Raw genomic sequence first — 18,709 nt, forward strand, 5'->3', positions numbered from 1 at the left:
CGCCTCACTCGCCGTCGGATTGCCACAGCAGCGGATTCTGGCTGGCGCGCGCATACCCTTCCTCGCCCAGCAGCAGGTCCAGCGCCAGCGTGCCGAGGTCGTCGGCCACCGGCTCCAGCGACGGGTCTTTTTCCAGATACAGGATCTTGCGGTAGCTGTGGCAGTGGTCGCAGGTCTCGGCACGGACCGCGCTCTCGCGCACCGCCTCGCCGCTGTCGCCGTCCACATCGGCCAGGGCGCGATAGGCGATGTCCTTGCCGGCGGCACCACACTGGCTGCACTGCACGCGTACGTAGTGCCACTGGCAGGCACACAGCGAGCACGACAGGTAGCGGTAGGAGGCATAGGGCGGCCGCGCCTGCACCACGCTGACCACCGGCAGGGTGCCGCACAGCGGGCACAGCCCCGGTGCATCGGCCAGCGGTTTCAGGTCGGTGGGGCGGAAGCTGTCCGCCAGCACCGCCCAGTAGACCTGCAGCGCGTTCATCACCAGCAGCGCAGCCACCGCATCCACCGACGGCGCGTCATCACGCTCCAGCACCGCATGCGCCTGCGCATCCAGCCAGGCGTCGTCGGCCGCGGCGACGCGCTGCAGCTCCTGACGGGTTTCCATCGGCAGCCCGGCCTCGTCGGCACAGTGCTGGCACAGCGTGCGCAGCCAGTCGCGCCAACGGCCATCCAGCTGAAGTGTGTTGGCGGGCCGCAACGGCATGCCGGCGCCGGCCGCCGCACTCGACTGCTGTGCACGCGCCTGTGCCTGAAGTTCCTCGCGTTGCTGCGGTGTCAGATCCTCCAGCAACGCCTGCTGCGCATCGGCCAACGCCGCCAGCAGCTGCAGGTAACCACCGATGGCACTGTGTGCAGCCAGACTGCGCAGGCGGTCCGCACGTCCGGCAAACAGCGACGCGGTATCGGGCAGGATGATGCGCGGAACATCGCGCGAGGCCAGCGTCTCGATCTCACCGGGTTCAAGGATGCGTTGCGCCATGCAGGGCCAGCCAGAAGAACCAGGCTCCATCCTCGCCGTTGTCGACGCTGGCGTCCAGCGTGTCGAGGCAAAGCAGTCGAGCATCGCTCGACTCTACAAAAGCCGGTTTCGATCATTGCCATGTTCATCGTGTCGACCAAGGTCGACACCCACCAAAAGCACCGGGGACCTGTCGAGGGCGACCGGACCCACCGCGCCATCCCTCAGGAAACCCGCTTTTGACGTTGACGTTGATCCAGCGGGTGCAGGGCCGCAGGCCCTGCCGCTACCCCTCTTCCCGCCGTCCGCGCAGGATGTCCCGGAACCACTGCCGGTGATGCTTGTACGCCCACCCGTAGGTCACCTTGCCCTGGGTCATCGCCCGCACCGAGCCCTTGATCCAGATCGCTGCATAGATGTGCACCACGATCGCGCACACCAGCACCCAGCCGAACAGCGCGTGGGCCAGCACCGAGAAGCGGATCACCCCGATCGGGAAGAAGTGGCTGAAGTACTGCCGCCAGATCACGAAGCCGGTCAGCAGCAGCGCCGACAGGCAACCGATGATCGCCCAGAACAGCAGCTTCTGGCCGGCATTGAAGCGACCCACCGGTGGCAGCTTCTCATCCTCGTTGCGCAGTACATCGCGCATGCCGCGCATCCACTTGCCATCGTCGGCGGTCGGCAGATTGTCGCGCCACATGCGGAACGCCAGCAGCGCAAAGCCGACGACCATGGCCAGGCCGATGAACGGGTGCAGGATGCGCGTCCATGGCCCACCGCCAAACAACTGGGTCAGCGGGAACAGGGCAGGGTGGAACAACGCCAGCCCGGACAGCGCGGTCAACACGAAGCAGATCGCCACAATCCAGTGATTGATGCGGGTCGGCGCGCGGTAGCGGATGATCTGCCGCGGGTGCGGGGCGTACTTCATGGCCGCTGCTCCTCTTCGATCTTCTTCGCCTCGTGCTCGGCTTCCTCTTCTTCCTCGTCATTGACCGTGTTGCGGCCGATGCCGATGTAATGCAGGAAGCCGGCGAAGGCGGTAGCGGCAATCGCCAGCACGCCCAGCGGCTTGGCCACGCCCTTCCACACCTCCACCATCGGGCTGATGCGCGGGTCCTTCGGCAGGTCGGCATACAGTTCCGGCTTGTCCACGTGCTGCAGCACGTACATCACATGGGTGCCGCCCACACCCTGCGGGTCGTACAGGCCGGCGTTCTCGTAGCCGCGCGATTTCAGGTCTTCCACGCGTCCCGCCGCGTGCTCGGTCATCGCCTGCTTGCTGCCGAAGGTGATCGCGCCGGTCGGGCAGGTCTTCACGCAGGCCGGTTCCTGGCCCACCGCCACCCGGTCCGAGCACAGCGTGCACTTGTAGGCCTTGTGGTCCTTCTTGGAGATGCGCGGCACGTCGAACGGGCAACCGGTCACGCAGTAGCCGCAGCCGATGCAGTTCTCTTCCTGGAAGTCGACGATGCCGTTGGCGTACTGGATGATCGCGCCCGGCGACGGGCAGGCCTTCAGGCAGCCCGGATCGCTGCAGTGCATGCAGCCTTCCTTGCGGATCAGCCACTCCAGCTTGCCCTTCTCGTCCTCGTACTCGCGGAACTTCATCACCGTCCACGACTGTTCGCTCAGGTCGGGCGGGTTGTCGTAGCTGCCAACGCAGCTGCCGACCTCGTCGCGCAGATCATTCCACTCCATGCAGGCGACCTGGCAGGCCTTGCAGCCGATGCACTTGCTCACATCGATCAGCTTGGCGACCTGGCCGGTGTGCGCGCCACGCGCCTCCGGCGAGGGCGTGGTGGTGGCCGAGCGGCGGATGATGTCCAGGGATTGCAGTGACATGGCGTGTCTCCTACACCTTCTCGACCTTGACCAGGATGCACTTCGATTCGGGCGTCTGCGAGTTGCCGTCACCGATGGCGTTGGTCAGCGTATTGGCGATGTATCCGGGCTTGGCCGCACCGAGGAAGCCCCAGTGGATCGGCACGCCCACCTGGTGCACGGTTCTGCCATCAATCTGCAGGGCCTTGATGCGCTTGGTCACCATCGCCACCGCTTCGATGTGCCCGCGCTTGGAACTGACCCGCACGCGGCTGCCGTTGTTGATGCCCAGCTCATCGGCCAACGCCGCGCCGATCTCGACGAACTGCTCGGGCTGGATGATGGCGTTCAACTTGCCGTGCTTGGTCCAGAAGTGGAAATGCTCGGTCAGGCGGTAGGTGGTGGCTACATGCGGGAACTCGTCCGGCGAACCGATCTGTGCGCGGTCGCTGGCGAACACGCGCGCCGCCGGGTTGTTCAACGTCAGTGCCTGACCGGGGCTGAGCGGGTTGCTGCGCAGCGGGGTATCGAACGGTTCGTAGTGCTCCGGGAACGGACCCTCGGCCATGCCGGCCTTGGCGAAGAAGCGGGCGATGCCTTCCGGATTCATGATGAACGGGCCCATGCCCCCGGCGGGATCTTCATCGGCCTTGAAGTCCGGCACGTCCACGCTGCCCCAGTTCTTGCCGTTCCAGGCCAGCAGCGTGCGCCGCGGATCGAACGGCTGGCCGGCCACGTCGCACGAGGCGCGGTTGTACATCACCCGGCGATTGGCCGGCCACGCCCAGGCCCAGCCCAGCGTGTTGCCGATGCCGGTGGGGTCGCTGTTGTCACGTCGCGCCATCATGTTGCCGGTCGGGCCCCAGGCGCCGATGTAGATCCAGCAGCCGGAGGAGGTGCTGCCGTCGTCGCGCAGGTCGCCGAATGCCGCCAGCTGCTCGCCGGCCTTGCGCACCAGCTTGGTCGGGTCCTTCGGATCGAACACGTCGGCCAGTGCCTTGCCGTTGTATTCCATCGCCAGTTCTTCCGGCGTCGGCAGTTCCGGGTTGGAGTACTTCCAGGCCAGGTCGCGCACCGGCTCCCACCACGCACCGCCGTCCTTCTCGTACATCGCTTTGATGCGATGGAACAGCTCGGACATGATCTCGATGTCGCTGCGCGCTTCGCCCGGCGGATTGGCACCCTTCCAGTGCCACTGCAGCCAGCGCGAGGAGTTCACCACTGCACCGTTCTCCTCTGCGAAGGAGGTGGTCGGCAAGCGGAATACTTCGGTCTGGATCGCACTGGGATCAACATCGTTCAGTGCGCCGTGGTTCTGCCAGAACGCGATGGTCTCGGTTTCCAGCGGGTCCATGCTGACCATGAACTTCAGCTTGGAGAACGCGCTGATCAGCTTGCCCTTGTTCGGCGCCGAGGCCAGGGGGTTGAAGCCCTGGCAGATGTAGCCGTGGATCTTGCCCTCGTTCATCAGCTCGTACGCCTGCAGCATGTCGTACGGCTTGTCGAGCTTGGGCAGATGGTCGAAGCACCAGTTGTTGTCGGCGGTAGCGGCGTCGCCCCACCACGACTTCATCAGGCTGACGTGGAACTTCGGGTAGTTCTGCCAGAACGACATCTGGTTGGCGCGCAGCGGCTTCTGCGTGCGCTTGGCGATGTAGGCGTCGTAGTCCTGCTCGTCCTGTTTCGGCAGCGTCAGGTAGCCGGGCAGCAGGTCGGACATCAGGCCGATGTCGGTCAGGCCCTGGATGTTGGAATGCCCGCGCAGGGCGTTCATGCCACCACCGGCCACGCCGATGTTGCCCAGCAGCAGCTGCACCATGGTGCCGGCACGCACGTTCTGCGCACCGATCGAATGCTGCGTCCAGCCCAGCGCGTACAGGATGGTCATCGCCTTGTCCTTGCCGGCGGTGGACGCGATCATGTCCCAGACCTGGCGGATGCTGTCGGCGGGCGTGCCGCAGATGCGTTCGACCATCTCCACGGTGTAGCGCGCGTAGTGCTGCTTGAGCAGGTTGTAGACGCAGCGCGGGTCCTTCAGCGTCGGGTCGCTGCGCACGAAGCCATCGTCACCGTAGGCGTAGTCCCAGCTGGAGCGGTCGTAGCTGCGCTTCTCTTCGTTGTAGCCCGAATACAGGCCGTCCTTGAAGGCGAACTCGTCCTTCACCAGGAACGACATGTCGGTGTAGTTCAGCACGTACTCGTGCTGGATGCGGTCCTCGGTCAACAGGTAGTTGATCAGGCCGCCCAGGAACACGATGTCGGTGCCGGTACGGATCGGCGCATACACGTCGGCCACCGCGGCCGAGCGGTTGAAGCGCGGATCGACCACGATCAGCCGGGCCTTGTTGTGTGCCTTGGCCTCGGTCACCCATTTGAACCCGCACGGGTGTGCCTCGGCGGCATTGCCACCCATGATCAGGATCAGGTCGGCATTCTTGATGTCGACCCAGTGATTCGTCATCGCACCACGGCCTAGCGTCGGGGCAAGACCTGCCACCGTCGGGCCGTGTCAGACACGTGCCTGGTTGTCGAATGCCAGCATGCCAAGGGAGCGCACGACCTTGTGGGTCAGCACCGCGGTTTCATTGCTGGTCGCCGAGGCGGCGAGCATGCCGGTGGTCAGCCAGCGGTTGACCGTCTGCCCGGCCTCGTTCTTCTGCACGAAGTTCGCATCGCGGTCTTCCTTCATCAGCCGCGCGATGCGATCCAGCGCATCGTCCCAGCTCAGCCGCTTCCACTCGTTCGAGCCCGGTGCGCGGTACTCGGGGTAGAGCAGGCGTGACTTGCTGTGGATGATGTCGGCCAGGCCGGCACCCTTCGGGCACAGCGTGCCGCGGTTGACCGGATGGTCCGGGTCACCCTCGATATGGAAGATGCTCGGCTCGGCGTTCTTGGCGCCATCGCCGAGGCTGTACATCAGGATGCCGCAGGCCACCGAACAATACGTACAGGTGTTGCGGGTCTCGGTCGCGCGGGTCAGCTTGTACTGCCTGACCTCCGCGAGCGCGATGCCGGGCGCGAAGCCCATCAATGCCAGGCTGGAGCCGACCAGGGTTGTCCCGGTCACTTTCAGGAACTGGCGGCGGCTCATCGATGGCATGCCGTTCTCCTGGGATGGCGGGGAGGCGCAGGCCTCCGGGCTGTCGTTGGGTACGGCCCGGTTATAGCACAGGCCCCCGCACGCCCATGTGGCACAAGGCCCGGCGCCTGCCGGACGGGCGCGCAACGCGGCCGCTCTGGTAAAGTTGCGTGCCCGCCCCCCGGGGAAGCGTCTGCCGGGCCTGGTTCCAGGATGTTCCGCGCAGCCCCCGCCGTCCTGGCGCGATCCTCCGCGCCGGATCTGGAACACCGAGGAAAAATTTTGCGAAATCAACCAGTTGGGTTCCGCGCATGAGCGCCCCGTCGAAGCCGTCGGACGCCGTTGCGCGCGGCACGCTGTACATCGTTGCCGCCCCGTCCGGCGCCGGCAAGAGCAGCATCGTCAATGCCACCCTGGCGCGTGACCCGCAGATCGCCCTGTCGATCTCCTTCACCTCGCGCGCGATGCGCCCGGGTGAAGTGAATGGCCAGCACTACCATTTCGTCTCTGCGGAGAAGTTCGAGGAAATGATCGCCGCCGGCGACTTCTTCGAGCATGCCTGGGTGCACGGTGACTGGAAGGGCACCGCCCGCCAGTCGGTGGAGCCGCAGCTGGCCGCCGGCCAGGACGTGCTGCTGGAAATCGACTGGCAGGGCGCGCAGCAGGTACGCCAGCTGGTGCCGGGCACGGTCACCGTGTTCATCCTGCCGCCGTCCAAGCAGGCCCTGCAGGACCGCATGCGCAAGCGCGGCCAGGACAGCGAGGCGGTCATCGCCCAGCGCCTGGGCGCCGCCCGTGACGAGATGCTGCACTTCAACGAGTTCGACTACGTCATCGTCAACGAGGTGTTCGACACCGCCGTGGACGAACTGTGCGCCATCTTCACCGCCAGCCGCCTGCGCCGGGAGGCCCAGAAGGTCCGCCACGCAGGCCTGATCCAAGCCTTGTTGACCCCCGATCCGGGCGCAACTGACTGATTCCAAAAGAATCGGGTAGGGGCTGGCTTGATTTTGTCCAGCCCCTGCCAGTACACTCCGTCCCCTTTCCCTCATTCGACTGAGCGGCCGACCGGTCGCCGGGAGCCCGTATGGCCCGCATCACCGTAGAAGATTGCCTGGAAGTCGTTAACAACCGTTTCGAACTGGTCATGATGGCTTCCAAGCGTGCCCGCCAGCTCGCCAACGGCGTGCAGGCCACGCTGGACAACAGCGAGACCGAGGACAAGCCGACCGTGCTGGCGCTGCGCGAAATCGCTGCCCGCAAGATCGACAACGCGCTGATCGACGAAGTCGAGAAGGCCGAGCGTGAGCGCGCCGAGCGCGAAGCGCTGGAGTGGGCCGCCGCCGAAGTGGTCGCCGACGAAGACATGTCCAAGAACGACGATTGATCGCATCGATCAACGTAATCGTTGGATGTGCCGAACAGCCCGCCCCGTGCGGGCTGTTTCGCATTCAGGATTTGCCGTAAACGTCGCGCTGGAATAGGCTTCGGGCATGAACCCAGGCCCCACTGCCAAGGTCGCCGCAGCCCCCGCTGCCGCCGTACCCGACTACGTCCTCCAGCTTGAACGCGCCGCCCATTACCTGCCGCCGGAACAGCTGCCGCTGTTGCGCCGTGCCTGGGAAGTCGGAGCCGCCGCACACGCCGGGCAGACGCGCAAGTCGGGCGAGCCCTATATCACCCATCCGGTGGCCGTGGCCCAGGTGCTGGCCGAGCTCGGCCTGGACGTGGAGGCGCTGATCGCCGCGATCCTGCACGACACCATCGAAGACACCCCGCTGACCCGTGAAGCGCTGGCCGCCGAGTTCGGCGAAGCCGTGGCCGAACTGGTCGACGGCGTGACCAAGCTGGACAAGCTGAAGTTCCGCGACCGCCAGGAAGCGGCCGCTGAGAGCTTCCGCAAGATGCTGCTGGCGATGTCGCGCGACCTGCGCGTGATCATGATCAAGCTGGCCGACCGTCTGCACAACATGCGCACGCTGGGCGCGCAGAGCCGCGAAGCGCGCGGCCGCATCGCCCGCGAGACGCTGGAGATCTACGCGCCCATCGCCCAGCGCCTGGGCATGAGCCTGGTCAAGAGCGAGCTGCAGAACCTCGGTTTCAAGGCGCTGTATCCGTGGCGCCACGCGATCCTGGAAAAGCACATCCGCAGCCAGCCGGTGGTCCGCCGCGAAGCGCTGGCGCAGGTGGAAGTGCAGCTGTCGCAGCGGTTGGCGAAGGAAGGCATCGAGCACCGCCTGGTCAGCCGCATCAAGACCCCGTGGAGCATCTACAACAAGATGCGCGACGAGAACAAAACCTTCGACCAGGTGATGGACGTGTTCGGCTTCCGCCTGGTGGTGCGCAGCGTGCCCAGCTGCTACCACGCGCTGGGTTCGGTGCATGCCACGTTCAAGCCGCTGGATGGGCGTTTCCGCGATTTCATCGCCATTCCCAAGGCCAACGGTTACCAGTCGCTGCATACGGTGCTGTTCGGGCCGTATGGTTCGCCCATCGAAGTGCAGATCCGCACCGAAGAGATGGACCTGATCGCCGAACGTGGCGTGGCCGCGCACTGGACCTACAAGTTCGGCGGCGATTCACCGAACAGCGCGCAGAGCCGCGCACACGCCTGGATCGTTGAGCTGATCGACTCGCAGCGTGCCGCCGGTTCCTCGCTGGAGTTCCTCGACAACGTCAAGGTCGACCTGTTCCCGGACGAGGTCTACCTGTTCACCCCGAAGGGCAAGATCCTGGCCCTGCCGCGCAATTCCACCGCGCTGGACTTCGCCTACGCCGTGCATACCGACGTCGGCAACATGGCCGTGGCCTCGCGCGTGGACAAGAAGCTGGTGCCGTTGCGCACCAAGCTGGTGTCGGGCCAGTCGGTGGAGATCATCACCGCACGCTCGGCCACGCCGAAACCGCAGTGGCTGGAATTCGTGGTCACCAGCAAGGCGCGCACCGCCATCCGCCACCAGCTCAAGCAGCTGGAGCACGAAGACGCCGTGCAGCTCGGCCACCGCATGCTGGACCGTGCGCTGGAAGCGATGGATTCGTCGCTGGAGCGGCTGCCGAAGGGGCGCCTGGATGCGTTCCTGGCCGAGCACCGCTTCCCGCGCCTGGAGGCGCTGCTGGCCGAGGTCGCACTGGGCAACTGGATGCCGACCCAGGCCGCACAGGCACTAATGGCCTACGCCGAACTGCGTGGCGGCCCGCATTCGCGCCACCACTCGCAGGAAAAGATCCTGATCAACGGCAGCGAGCGCGGCGTGGTCACCTTCGCCGGTTGTTGCCAGCCGATTCCGGGCGACGAGATCATGGGCTACCACACCGCCGGCAAGGGCATCGTGGTGCACCGCATGGACTGCCCGAACCTGGCCGAGCTGCGCAAGTCGCCCGAGCGCTGGGTGCCGATCGGCTGGGACACTACCGTCTCCGGCGACTACGACACCTCGCTGGTGGTGGAAGTGGAGAACGGCACCGGCGTGCTGGCGCAGCTGGCCGCCGCCATCGCGCAGAGCCATTCCAACATCGAGCGCGTGGACTACCTGGACCGCGACTTCAACGCCGCCGTGCTGGCGTTCAACATCCAGGTACGCGACCGCAACCACCTGGCCGAAGTGATGCGCCGCCTGCGCCGCCTGTCGGTCGTGCAGTCGGTACGCCGCCAGTAACGAGAACCCGGTAGTGCCGGCCGCTGGCCGGCAACTTCGCGGTGCTTCCGACGTTCATGGGTTTGCCGGCCAGCGGCCGGCACTACCGAAGCGGCGCGGTAGATCCACGCCATGCGTGGATGCGCCCCCACCCGGTACAATCACCGCTCTGTTTTCCCCCAAGCACCGGAGCGACCCATGTCCCGCCAGATCATCAACACCGAAAAGGCTCCCGCCGCCATCGGCCCGTACTCGCAGGCCGTGCGCGCCGGCAACACCGTGTATTTCTCCGGCCAGATCCCGCTCGATCCGGCTACCGGCGACATCGTCGGCGCCGGTGACGTCGAAGCACAGGCCCGCCGCGCCTTCGACAACCTCAAGGCCGTGGCCGAAGCCGCTGGCGGCTCGCTGGACAAGGTCGTGCGCCTGGGCCTGTACCTGACCGACCTGGGCGAGTTCGCCAAGGTCAATGCGGTCATGCAGGACTACTTCCAGGCCCCGTACCCGGCCCGTTCCACCATCGAAGTCTCCGGCCTGCCGAAGGGCGCCAACTTCGAGGTCGACGCGGTGATGGTCATCGACTGACCGCCACGTGGCACGCAAGGCGGCGGTCACCCTGGTCCTGTCACCGTCCGGCGAAGCATCCCTGGCGATGCTCGCCGGCGTCGGTCCGGCCGTGGCCGCCAAACTGCAGGCGCGTGGCCTGGCCACCCTGCAGGATCTCTGGCTTCATCTGCCGCTGCGCTATGAAGACCGGACCCGGCTGACCCGCATCGAAGACCTGCGCAACGGCGTGCCGGCGCAGGTGGAAGGGCGGGTGGTCGCGGTCGAGCGCGGCATGCGCTACCGGCCGATGCTGAAGGTCGCCGTGGAGGATGAAGGGCAGGGCACCCTGGTGCTGCGCTTCTTCCATTTCCGCCAGCAGCAGGTCGGCCAGTTCGCGGTCGGCAACCGGCTGCGCTGCTTCGGCACCCCCAAACCCGGCCACCTCGGCCTGGAAATCGTCCACCCCAGCTACCAGGTGCTGGGCCGCAATGACGATCCCGAACTCGGCGACCGCCTCGACCCGGTGTATCCCACCGTGGAAGGCGTTGGCCCGATGACGATGCGCAAGCTGATCGGCCAGGCGCTGGACCGCCTGCCCGAGGAAAGCACGCTGGAACTGCTGCCCAGCGGCTGGCTGGATGGCCTCGGCCTGCCGTCACTGCGCAGCGCGCTGCTCACTGTGCACCGGCCGCCGCCGGATGCCGATCTGGCCGCGCTGGCCGCAGGCACCCATCCGGCGCAGCGTCGCCTGGCGATGGAAGAACTGCTGGCCCATCACCTCAGCCTGCGTCGCCAGCGCATCGCCTTGCAGGCGCACCATGCGCCGCCGCTGGCCGGCCCCGGCAAGCTGGCCAAGGCGCTGCTGAAACAGCTGCCGTTCGCGCTGACCGGCGCCCAGGCGCGCGTGTTCAAGCAGATCCGCGAAGACCTCGCGCGGCCCAGCCCGATGCTGAGGCTTGTGCAGGGCGACGTCGGCTCCGGCAAGACCGTGGTCGCCGCACTGGCCGCGATGCTGGCAGTCGAGCAGGGTAAGCAGGTCGCATTGGCGGCGCCCACCGAACTGCTGGCCGAGCAGCATCTCAACAACCTGCGCGGCTGGCTGGAACCGCTCGGCGTGCGTATCGCCTGGCTGGCCGGCAAGGTCACCGGCAAGGCGCGCGCCAAGGTGATGGAGCAGGTCGCCAACGGCGAAGCGCAGGTGGTGGTCGGCACCCACGCGCTGATGCAGGAGGCGGTGGTGTTCCAGGACCTGGCCCTGGCGATCGTCGACGAACAGCACCGCTTCGGCGTGCACCAGCGGCTGGCCCTGCGCGACAAGGGCGCGGGTGGCAACAGCGTGCCGCACCAGCTGGTGATGACCGCCACGCCGATTCCACGCACGCTGGCGATGTCCGAATACGCGGATCTGGATGTCTCGGCCATCGACGAACTGCCGCCGGGCCGCACCCCGGTGCAGACCGTGGCACTCAACAACGACCGCCGTCCCGAACTGATCGAGCGCATCGCGCTGGCCTGCCAGGAAGGGCGGCAGGTGTACTGGGTGTGCACGCTCATCGAGGAAAGCGAAGAGCTCGACGCCACCCCGGCGCAGGCCACTTACGAATCGCTGCAGGCGCTGCTGCCGGGCGTACGCGTGGGGCTGGTGCATGGCCGCCTGAAGGCCGCCGAGAAGCTGGCGACGATGGTGGCGTTCAAGGCCGGTGAGATCGACCTGCTGGTGGCGACCACCGTGATTGAAGTGGGCGTGGACGTACCGAATGCCTCGCTGATGGTGATCGAGAACGCCGAGCGCCTCGGCCTGGCCCAGCTGCACCAGCTGCGCGGCCGCGTCGGTCGTGGTTCGGCGGTGTCGCGCTGCGTGCTGCTGTACCAGGCGCCGCTTTCGCAGATGGCGCGCGAGCGTTTGCAGACCATGCGCGAAACCAACGATGGCTTCGTCATCGCCGAGAAGGATCTGGAGCTGCGTGGCCCGGGCGAACTGCTCGGTACCCGCCAGACCGGCCTGGCTGGCTTCCGCATCGCCGATCTGGCCCGCGATGCCAGCCTGCTGCCCGGCGTGCATGACCTGGCCGAACGCCTGCTGGCCCAGCAACCCGCGCTGGCCGATCGCGTGGTGCAGCGCTGGATCGGCACCGCCGTGCGTTACGCCTCGGCGTAAGTTGCGGGGTCTGAGCCCTTTGCACAGCAAAGGGCTCTGATTCCATCCCCGGGACGCTCATCCACGCATGGCGTGGATCTACCGCTCGCTGCGCGCGGGAGTCGAGCATGGCTCGACTCTACAGACAGCCTTTTCGATGAATCCGTGGATATGTCGACCAAGGTCGACACCTACCAGAGCAGAACGCCGTTCCGACAGACTGCAGAAATCTGTCGAAGGCGGGGTGGGTCCGGTTGCGGGGGCGTGAGCCGCATGGATGCGGCGACCGAGCTTACATGGACGTACTTGCAGCGTCCCCCGCAACCGGACCCACCCCGCCATCCCCCAGGAAACCAGCTTTTGCTGTTGCTCTGGCGTTTGCCGCTGATTCGGCGGGTGCAGGGCGCAGCCCTGCCGAACCCCAACCCCCCGTACTTGCAACGGTCATCATCCCGGTCCACACTTCGTTGCCGATCTGAAGACGGCAACGATGACCCACAAGATCCCCCTGTTGATCGACACCGACCCCGGTGTGGACGACGCCCTGGCCCTGCTGATGGCCTTTGCCGATGAACGGCATGACGTGGTCGCCCTGACCATCGCCGCCGGCAATGTCGGCCTGCAGTACACCGTCCGCAACGCCCTCAAGCTCTGCGACATCGTCGGCCGCGCCGACGTACCGGTGTTTGCCGGCAGCCCGGATCCGCTGCTGCATCCCTCCGTTGACGCCGCCCACGTGCATGGCCGTGACGGCTACGGCGACGTGGACCTGCCGCCGCCGAGCCGCCAGGCTGAAGCCGAACACGCCGCACTGGCCATCCTGCGCCTGTCGCACGAGCACGCCGGTGAACTGATGCTGGTGATGCTTGGCCCGCTGACCAACCTGGCCCTGGCACTGAAGCTGGACCCGACCCTTCCCGAGCGCATCAAGCGCATCGTGGTGATGGGCGGCGCGGTCACCTGCCACGGCAACATCACCCCGGCCGCCGAATTCAACATCGCCTTCGATCCGGAAGCGGCGCACGTGGTGTTCACCTCGTTCAAGCACCTGCTGGTGTCGGACTGGGAGGCCACCGTTGCCCATGGTCTGCCGCTGCAGGAAGCTGAAAAGTGGCTGCAGGCCGATTCCGATCGCGCCCGTTTCTACGAGCTGATCTCGCGCAAGACCCGTGGCCTGTCCGAAGACAGCAAGGGCGGCCGCTGGTATACCGCCGATGCGGTCGCCATGGCCTGGGCGCTGAACCCGGAAGGGCAGCTGCAGGTCGAATCGCGGCCGCTGAACGTGGAGCTGAACGGTACGTTCAGCCGCGGCGCCACCATCGTCGACTGGAACCGCCAGACCGGCCAGCCGGACAACTGCGATCTGCTGATGGCCTACGACCAGCAGCGTTTCGAGGCCCTGGTGCGCCAGGCCCTGGGCGCGGACTGAAGTCTGTTGACCCGCACCGGTTGCCCCGAGCGGCAACCGGTGCTTATAATGCCGCTCTTGACCACCAGCCCATTTACGGTGTGAGCCCATGAAGGCCGATATCCATCCGAACTACCGCGACGTCGTCTTCCATGACGTCACCTCCGATTTCAAGTTCCTGACCCGCTCGACCATGGGCACGAAGGAAACCATCCAGTGGGAAGACGGCAACGAATACCCGCTGGTCAAGGTTGAAATTTCCTCTGCTTCGCACCCGTTCTACACGGGCAAGCACAAGGTCATCGACACCTCGGGCCGTATCGACAAGTTCCAGAAGCGCTACGCGCGCTGATCTGTCGATCCAGCTTCGAACCGACGGCCGCGCTCTGCGCGGCCGTTTGTTTTTCCCCAACGCCAACCCAACGGGCGTTTGGATGGACGGAACACTGCGTTCGTGTGACAACACTTTTGCCGATCCGGGCCGCTCAACGGCCGGCGTCTGGCCGCCTGTCGTATACGACTTCTGTCTAGCGCCGGGCAAATGCTGCTGTGCGATAATGACCTGATCCCCGGCACAGGCCGAGGACGTCATTCACGTGCCTGACCAATGCGCTTGGGCAGGCGCCTTCCCATGAAGGAGCGCACACAGTGTCCGATCTTGATCAGGTCACGCTCAACGCCGGCGATAAGTCGGTCGTTCTGCCCGTCATCAAACCCACCCTTGGCAACGACTGCGTCGACATCGCGAAGCTGACCAAGGAAACGGGGTATTTCACCTACGATTCCGGCTTCACCGCGACGGCCAGCTGCAAGTCCGCCATTACCTACATCGACGGCGACAAGGGCGTGCTGCTGTACCGCGGCTACCCGATCGAACAGCTGTCGGAAAAGTCGAGCTACGTCGAAGTGGCCTACCTGCTGATCAACGGCGAGCGCCCGAGCGCCGAGCAGCTGAAGGCCTTCACCGACGAGCTGGCGGCTGAAGCCAACGTCGATGAGTCGATCAACACCCTGATCGGCAGCTTCGCCAAGGATGCACATCCGATGGCCATCCTGACCGCCGCCATCGCGCAGCTGTCGGGCATCTACCACGCCTCGCTGGACCTGTCCGACGCCGAACAGCGCCGCCAGGCCGCTGTGCGCCTGATCGCCAAGGTGCCGACCCTGTCGGCGCTGATCTACCGCCACGGCAAGGGCCTGCCGGCCAACAAGCCGGACACCTCGCTGGACTACGTCAGCCGCTTCCTGAAGCAGACCTTCGAGTCGGCTGATGGCCAGTACGATCTGAACCCGGACGTGGTCAAGGCGCTGGACCTGCTGTTCATCCTGCACGCCGACCACGAGCAGAACGCCTCGACCTCGACCGTGCGCCTGGTCGGCTCGACCGGTGCCAACCCGTACGCGTCGGTTGCCGCTGGCGTCACCGCGCTGTGGGGTCCTGCCCACGGCGGTGCCAACGAAGCCGTGCTGAAGATGCTGGAAGAGATCGGCACTGCCGACAATGTCGAGTCCGCCGTGCTCAAGGCCAAGGACAAGACCTCCGGCTTCCGCCTGATGGGCTTCGGCCACCGCGTCTACAAGAACTTCGACCCGCGCGCCAAGGTCATCGGTGAGATGACCAGCAAGGTGCTCAAGCAGCTGGGCGTGCAGGATCCGCTGCTGGACGTGGCCGTGAAGCTGGAACAGGCTGCGCTGCAGGACGAGTACTTCGTCGCCCGCAAGCTGTACCCGAACGTCGATTTCTACAGCGGCATCATCTACAAGGCGCTGCAGATCCCGACCGAGATGTTCACCGTCATGTTCGCCCTGGGCCGTACTTCCGGCTGGGTCTCGCATTGGCTGGAACAGCAGGTTGATCCGGAAATGAAGATCGGCCGTCCGCGCCAGGTCTACACCGGCAGCGACGTGCGCGACTACCAGGGCTGATCGCCCGTGTAGATTGTGCCGAGAACGCCCCGCATCCGCGGGGCGTTTTTTTTGCTTCGGCTCTGGTAGCTGCCAACCTTGGTTGGCACGCACGATTCCCGGCATGTGGTAGGTGCGGACCGTTGGTCCGCACGGCAACCAGACACCTACCCGGCATTACACCTCTGAATACCGGCTCGGCGAACACCCCAGCTCACGCCGGAACGCGGCAGAAAACGCGCTGGGGCTCGCATACCCCAGGTCCAATGCCACGCGTGTCACCGCCTGCCCCTGGCCCAGCCGTTCGATGGCTGCCAGCAGGCATACCTGCTGCCGCCACTCGGCGAAACTCACCCCGGTACCTGCGCGGAACGTCCGCGTGAAGGTGCGCCGGCTCATGCCTGCATCCGCAGCCACCTCATCAAGCCCGATGGCGAGCGAGGGCGCATCGAACAGCGCCCGGCAGACGCGCGCGAGGCGTGCATCGGCAGGCAACGGCGCATGCAGGGAAAGCATCGGCATCGACGCGATCTCCGCGACCAGCAACTGCATCAGCTTGCCCGCACGCCCGTCCTCGTCGTACAGCGCGGGCAGGTCCACGGCGCCTTCCAGCAGCTGCCGCAGCAACGGCGAAACGGCATACACGTGGCACTGCGCCGGCATCGTCACCGCAGCAGCGGCCTCGATGGAAAGGAAGGCGTTGAGCATCGTCACCGGCCCGCGCATCGTCATCTCGTGGGCCAGCCCGGCGGGAACCCAGCAGGCGCGCTGTGGCGGCACCAGCCAGCGCCCCTGCGGTGTCGTCACGCTGATGGTGCCGCGCGCGGCGAACGCGAACTGCCCACGTCGATGGGCATGGCGGGGAAAGGTGGACGATGCTGCGTAATCGTTCGAGGTGACCACGACATCGCGCGGCAGGTCTTCATAGGGATCGAGCAGCGAATTGCGCATGGCCCGGATTCTATAGCGGTTGACCTGTCATCGACGGTGGGCTGGGCCTGCGCTGCCTAGCATCAACACTCCTCCTCACTGCGGCAATTCTTCATGGCCAACACTTTTCATCGCGTGGGGCAGGGGCCTCACTCCGTCCTGGTCCTGCATGGCTGGTTCGGCGACGCACACGCGTTCGAACCGATCGAGCCGTGGCTGTCACGCGACCACTTCAGCTACATCTTCATGGACTGCCGTGGCTACGGCGGCATGCGCGATGTGGCGGGGCAGTACAGCATCGACGAAATCGCCCGTGACGCACTCTCGCTCGCCGATGCACTTCAGCTGGAAACGTTCAGCGTAGCGGGGCATTCCATGGGAGGCATGGCGATCGAGCGCATCGCCGTGCTCGCCCCCCAGCGGGTGCGGTCCATGCTGGCCATCGCGCCCGTTCCCTGCGGCGGCATGGCCTATGACGCATCCACGCGAGGACTTCTGGAGAGCGCTGCCGGCAGCGTGGCCAGCCGAAGGGCCATCATCGATCGCAGTACCGGCGGGCGGCTGCCCGCAGCCTGGCTGGATTGGAAGGCCCGTTATTCAATGCAGCACTCCGCGCCCGACGCGTTTGCCGCCTATCTAGCCGCGTGGGCAGATACGGACTTCAGCAATGAGATCGTCGGCGAGCACAGGTTGAAGGTGGTGGTGGGTGGGAATGATCCCACCTTCAACCGATCACTGATGGAGCGCACCTATCTGCGCCGCTACCGGCAGGCCACGCTGGAGGTTCTGGAAGATGCAGGACACTACCCGATGAATGAGACACCCTTGGCCCTGGTCACGGCCATGGAATCGCTCCTGAGAGCAGAGGCTCATCCGGCATGAATGATTTCTGACACTGAATGTCGCTTTCACATCTTTTCGGATCTATTGCATAGGCATCACATCCGGGGCGATAGAACCTGAGGGCACTTACTCAGCCATGGAGAACGCCATGAATCGACTGCTTGCCATTGCCCTCATCGCCACGCCGCTGGCCCTGTTGAGCCCGCACGCATCCGCGCAGTACACCGGCCCGGGTGCGGGCACCGCTGCCAGCTCCGTGGCCGATGCGCGCGCCCAGCGCGACGACCACCCGGTGGTGCTGCGTGGCACCCTGGTCGCCAAGCTTGGCCACGAGCGTTACCAGTTCCGCGATGCCAGTGGCCAGATCGAAGTGGAGATCGATGACGAAGACCTGCCGCAGCAGGCCATTGGTGCGGATACCGTGGTGGAACTGCATGGCAAGGTCGACACGCATCGGTTCAAACCGACCGACATCGATGTTGATCGCGTGACCGTGGTACCCGCAGGCTGAGGCTCGCGCGGGTTGCAATATGTAGAGTCGAGCCATGCTCGACTCGCACGCACAGCACGCACAGCACGCACAGCACGCACAGCGCGAACAGCGCGAACAGCGCGAACAGCGCGAACAGCAGTCGAGCATGGCTCGACTCTACAAAGGCGAAGCAATGAGATTTTTTGCATTTACCGAATGAGGGAAATTGCATAAGCCTGGAACGTTGAACTAATTCAAAGATTCTTCTTAACGTTCAACGTTTTAGGAATGCTTGAATGGCCTGCAGGACAATGGGTTTCTAACATTCTCTCCGTCGCCCGCAACCACCTCTGCGGGCGGCGCCTCCCTCCCTTTCTCCTTAGGGGAGGGGGGCTTTCTCATTCCCCCTTGTCCGAGAGAGACAACCCATGCACGCCATTTTCAAGAAGGCCGCGCTCGCTGCAGCGCTGGCCACGGCTTCGCTGTCCGCGCACGCCGTGGAAACCAAGATCTCCGTCTATGCCGACGTCGACCCGACCCTGGCCCTGCTGCGCGACGACGGCAGCGCACTGCCGGACGCCGTCACCCTGACCCACGATCCGCTACGCGGCCTGGTGCCGAGCACCCAGCATGTGCGCATCCACTCCAATGATGAAAGCGCCGATATCGAGGCCAAGATTGGTAGCGCCTTCGTGCTCGCCAATGGTGATGGCAAGGTTACTGTGCCGATGACGGTCAGCCTCAACAACCGCGCGCTGGCAGTGACTCCGGTCGAGTTCAAGGCCGCCGATCTGTTCACCGGTGCCGGCTCCACCCCGGGCGCGTCGATCTCGATGCCGCTGGTCATCGCCCAGACCACGCCGGCCCCGATCGCCACCAAGGGTGCCTACACCGGCATCGTCAACATCGTGCTGAACCAGAAGGCCACCACGCCGTAATCCCCGCGCCGGCCCGCACGCC

At 65.6% G+C, this 18,709-nt stretch carries 17 protein-coding genes; 12 read left to right on the top strand and 5 right to left on the bottom strand.

Annotated elements, in window-relative coordinates; all coding sequences use genetic code 11:
- Positions 1-4: 4 nt before the first annotated feature.
- The 4 genes from fdhE to fdnG form a co-directional block, all read right to left on the bottom strand.
- Complete coding sequence (fdhE, locus tag QRO95_RS02715) at positions 5-988, bottom strand: formate dehydrogenase accessory protein FdhE (RefSeq protein WP_285301606.1); 984 nt, start codon at positions 986-988, stop codon at positions 5-7.
- A 265-nt stretch (positions 989-1,253) separates the two neighbouring features.
- Positions 1,254-1,901 (bottom strand): formate dehydrogenase subunit gamma, encoded by a 648-nt coding sequence (locus tag QRO95_RS02720; protein WP_032127833.1) that lies wholly within the window; start codon positions 1,899-1,901, stop codon positions 1,254-1,256.
- The gene (fdxH, locus tag QRO95_RS02725) at positions 1,898-2,815 is read right to left on the bottom strand and encodes a formate dehydrogenase subunit beta (protein ID WP_012481154.1); all 918 of its coding nucleotides are present in this window, start codon (positions 2,813-2,815) and stop codon (positions 1,898-1,900) included. The genes QRO95_RS02720 and fdxH overlap by 4 nt, the downstream gene beginning before the upstream one ends.
- 10 nt (positions 2,816-2,825) lie before the next feature.
- Positions 2,826-5,894 carry a formate dehydrogenase-N subunit alpha gene (fdnG, locus tag QRO95_RS02730; protein ID WP_152593489.1) on the bottom strand — a complete coding sequence of 1,023 codons (3,069 nt, stop codon included), beginning with the start codon at positions 5,892-5,894 and terminating at the stop codon, positions 2,826-2,828.
- A 290-nt stretch (positions 5,895-6,184) separates the two neighbouring features.
- On the opposite strand from fdnG, the gene gmk reads away from it, so the two are divergent.
- From gmk to QRO95_RS02770, 8 genes are all read left to right on the top strand, one after another.
- On the top strand, positions 6,185-6,850 hold the full coding sequence (gmk, locus tag QRO95_RS02735) for a guanylate kinase (RefSeq protein WP_014038334.1): 666 nt from the start codon (positions 6,185-6,187) through the stop codon (positions 6,848-6,850).
- Positions 6,851-6,960: 110 nt separating this feature from the next.
- On the top strand, positions 6,961-7,260 hold the full coding sequence (gene rpoZ, locus QRO95_RS02740) for a DNA-directed RNA polymerase subunit omega (protein ID WP_005410877.1): 300 nt from the start codon (positions 6,961-6,963) through the stop codon (positions 7,258-7,260).
- A 106-nt stretch (positions 7,261-7,366) separates the two neighbouring features.
- On the top strand, positions 7,367-9,529 hold the full coding sequence (locus QRO95_RS02745; protein ID WP_019661980.1) for a bifunctional (p)ppGpp synthetase/guanosine-3',5'-bis(diphosphate) 3'-pyrophosphohydrolase: 2,163 nt from the start codon (positions 7,367-7,369) through the stop codon (positions 9,527-9,529).
- A gap of 177 nt (positions 9,530-9,706) precedes the next feature.
- Positions 9,707-10,093 carry a RidA family protein gene (locus QRO95_RS02750; RefSeq protein ID WP_005410875.1) on the top strand — a complete coding sequence of 129 codons (387 nt, stop codon included), beginning with the start codon at positions 9,707-9,709 and terminating at the stop codon, positions 10,091-10,093.
- Positions 10,094-10,100: 7 nt separating this feature from the next.
- The gene (recG, locus tag QRO95_RS02755) at positions 10,101-12,212 is read left to right on the top strand and encodes an ATP-dependent DNA helicase RecG (RefSeq protein ID WP_285301607.1); all 2,112 of its coding nucleotides are present in this window, start codon (positions 10,101-10,103) and stop codon (positions 12,210-12,212) included.
- A gap of 469 nt (positions 12,213-12,681) precedes the next feature.
- Positions 12,682-13,620 (top strand): nucleoside hydrolase, encoded by a 939-nt coding sequence (locus tag QRO95_RS02760; protein WP_285301608.1) that lies wholly within the window; start codon positions 12,682-12,684, stop codon positions 13,618-13,620.
- A gap of 88 nt (positions 13,621-13,708) precedes the next feature.
- A complete protein-coding gene (locus QRO95_RS02765; protein ID WP_005418951.1) occupies positions 13,709-13,951 on the top strand; it encodes a type B 50S ribosomal protein L31 in 243 nt (80 codons plus the stop codon).
- A gap of 296 nt (positions 13,952-14,247) precedes the next feature.
- Positions 14,248-15,525, top strand: a complete 1,278-nt coding sequence (locus tag QRO95_RS02770) for a citrate synthase (protein ID WP_285301609.1) — start codon at positions 14,248-14,250, stop codon at positions 15,523-15,525.
- A gap of 156 nt (positions 15,526-15,681) precedes the next feature.
- On the opposite strand, the gene QRO95_RS02775 is transcribed toward QRO95_RS02770, so the two are convergent.
- On the bottom strand, positions 15,682-16,455 hold the full coding sequence (locus tag QRO95_RS02775; RefSeq protein ID WP_285301610.1) for a helix-turn-helix domain-containing protein: 774 nt from the start codon (positions 16,453-16,455) through the stop codon (positions 15,682-15,684).
- Positions 16,456-16,548: 93 nt separating this feature from the next.
- Here QRO95_RS02775 and QRO95_RS02780 point away from each other — a divergent pair, with 93 nt between their 5' ends.
- From QRO95_RS02780 to QRO95_RS02795, 4 genes are all read left to right on the top strand, one after another.
- Positions 16,549-17,316 carry an alpha/beta fold hydrolase gene (locus QRO95_RS02780; protein ID WP_285301611.1) on the top strand — a complete coding sequence of 256 codons (768 nt, stop codon included), beginning with the start codon at positions 16,549-16,551 and terminating at the stop codon, positions 17,314-17,316.
- Positions 17,317-17,425: 109 nt separating this feature from the next.
- Positions 17,426-17,788, top strand: coding sequence for a NirD/YgiW/YdeI family stress tolerance protein (locus tag QRO95_RS02785; protein WP_121504454.1), 363 nt, complete (start codon positions 17,426-17,428; stop codon positions 17,786-17,788).
- 34 nt (positions 17,789-17,822) lie between these two features.
- Entirely contained in the window at positions 17,823-17,969 is a 147-nt protein-coding gene (locus tag QRO95_RS02790) for a hypothetical protein (RefSeq protein ID WP_285301612.1), read from the top strand.
- 208 nt (positions 17,970-18,177) lie between these two features.
- On the top strand, positions 18,178-18,687 hold the full coding sequence (locus tag QRO95_RS02795) for a CS1 type fimbrial major subunit (RefSeq protein WP_285301613.1): 510 nt from the start codon (positions 18,178-18,180) through the stop codon (positions 18,685-18,687).
- Positions 18,688-18,709 lie beyond the last annotated feature (22 nt).

This window comes from Stenotrophomonas maltophilia group sp. Smal13, from assembly GCF_030236855.1.
In the GTDB taxonomy this organism is placed as follows: Bacteria; Pseudomonadota; Gammaproteobacteria; order Xanthomonadales; family Xanthomonadaceae; genus Stenotrophomonas; species Stenotrophomonas maltophilia_A.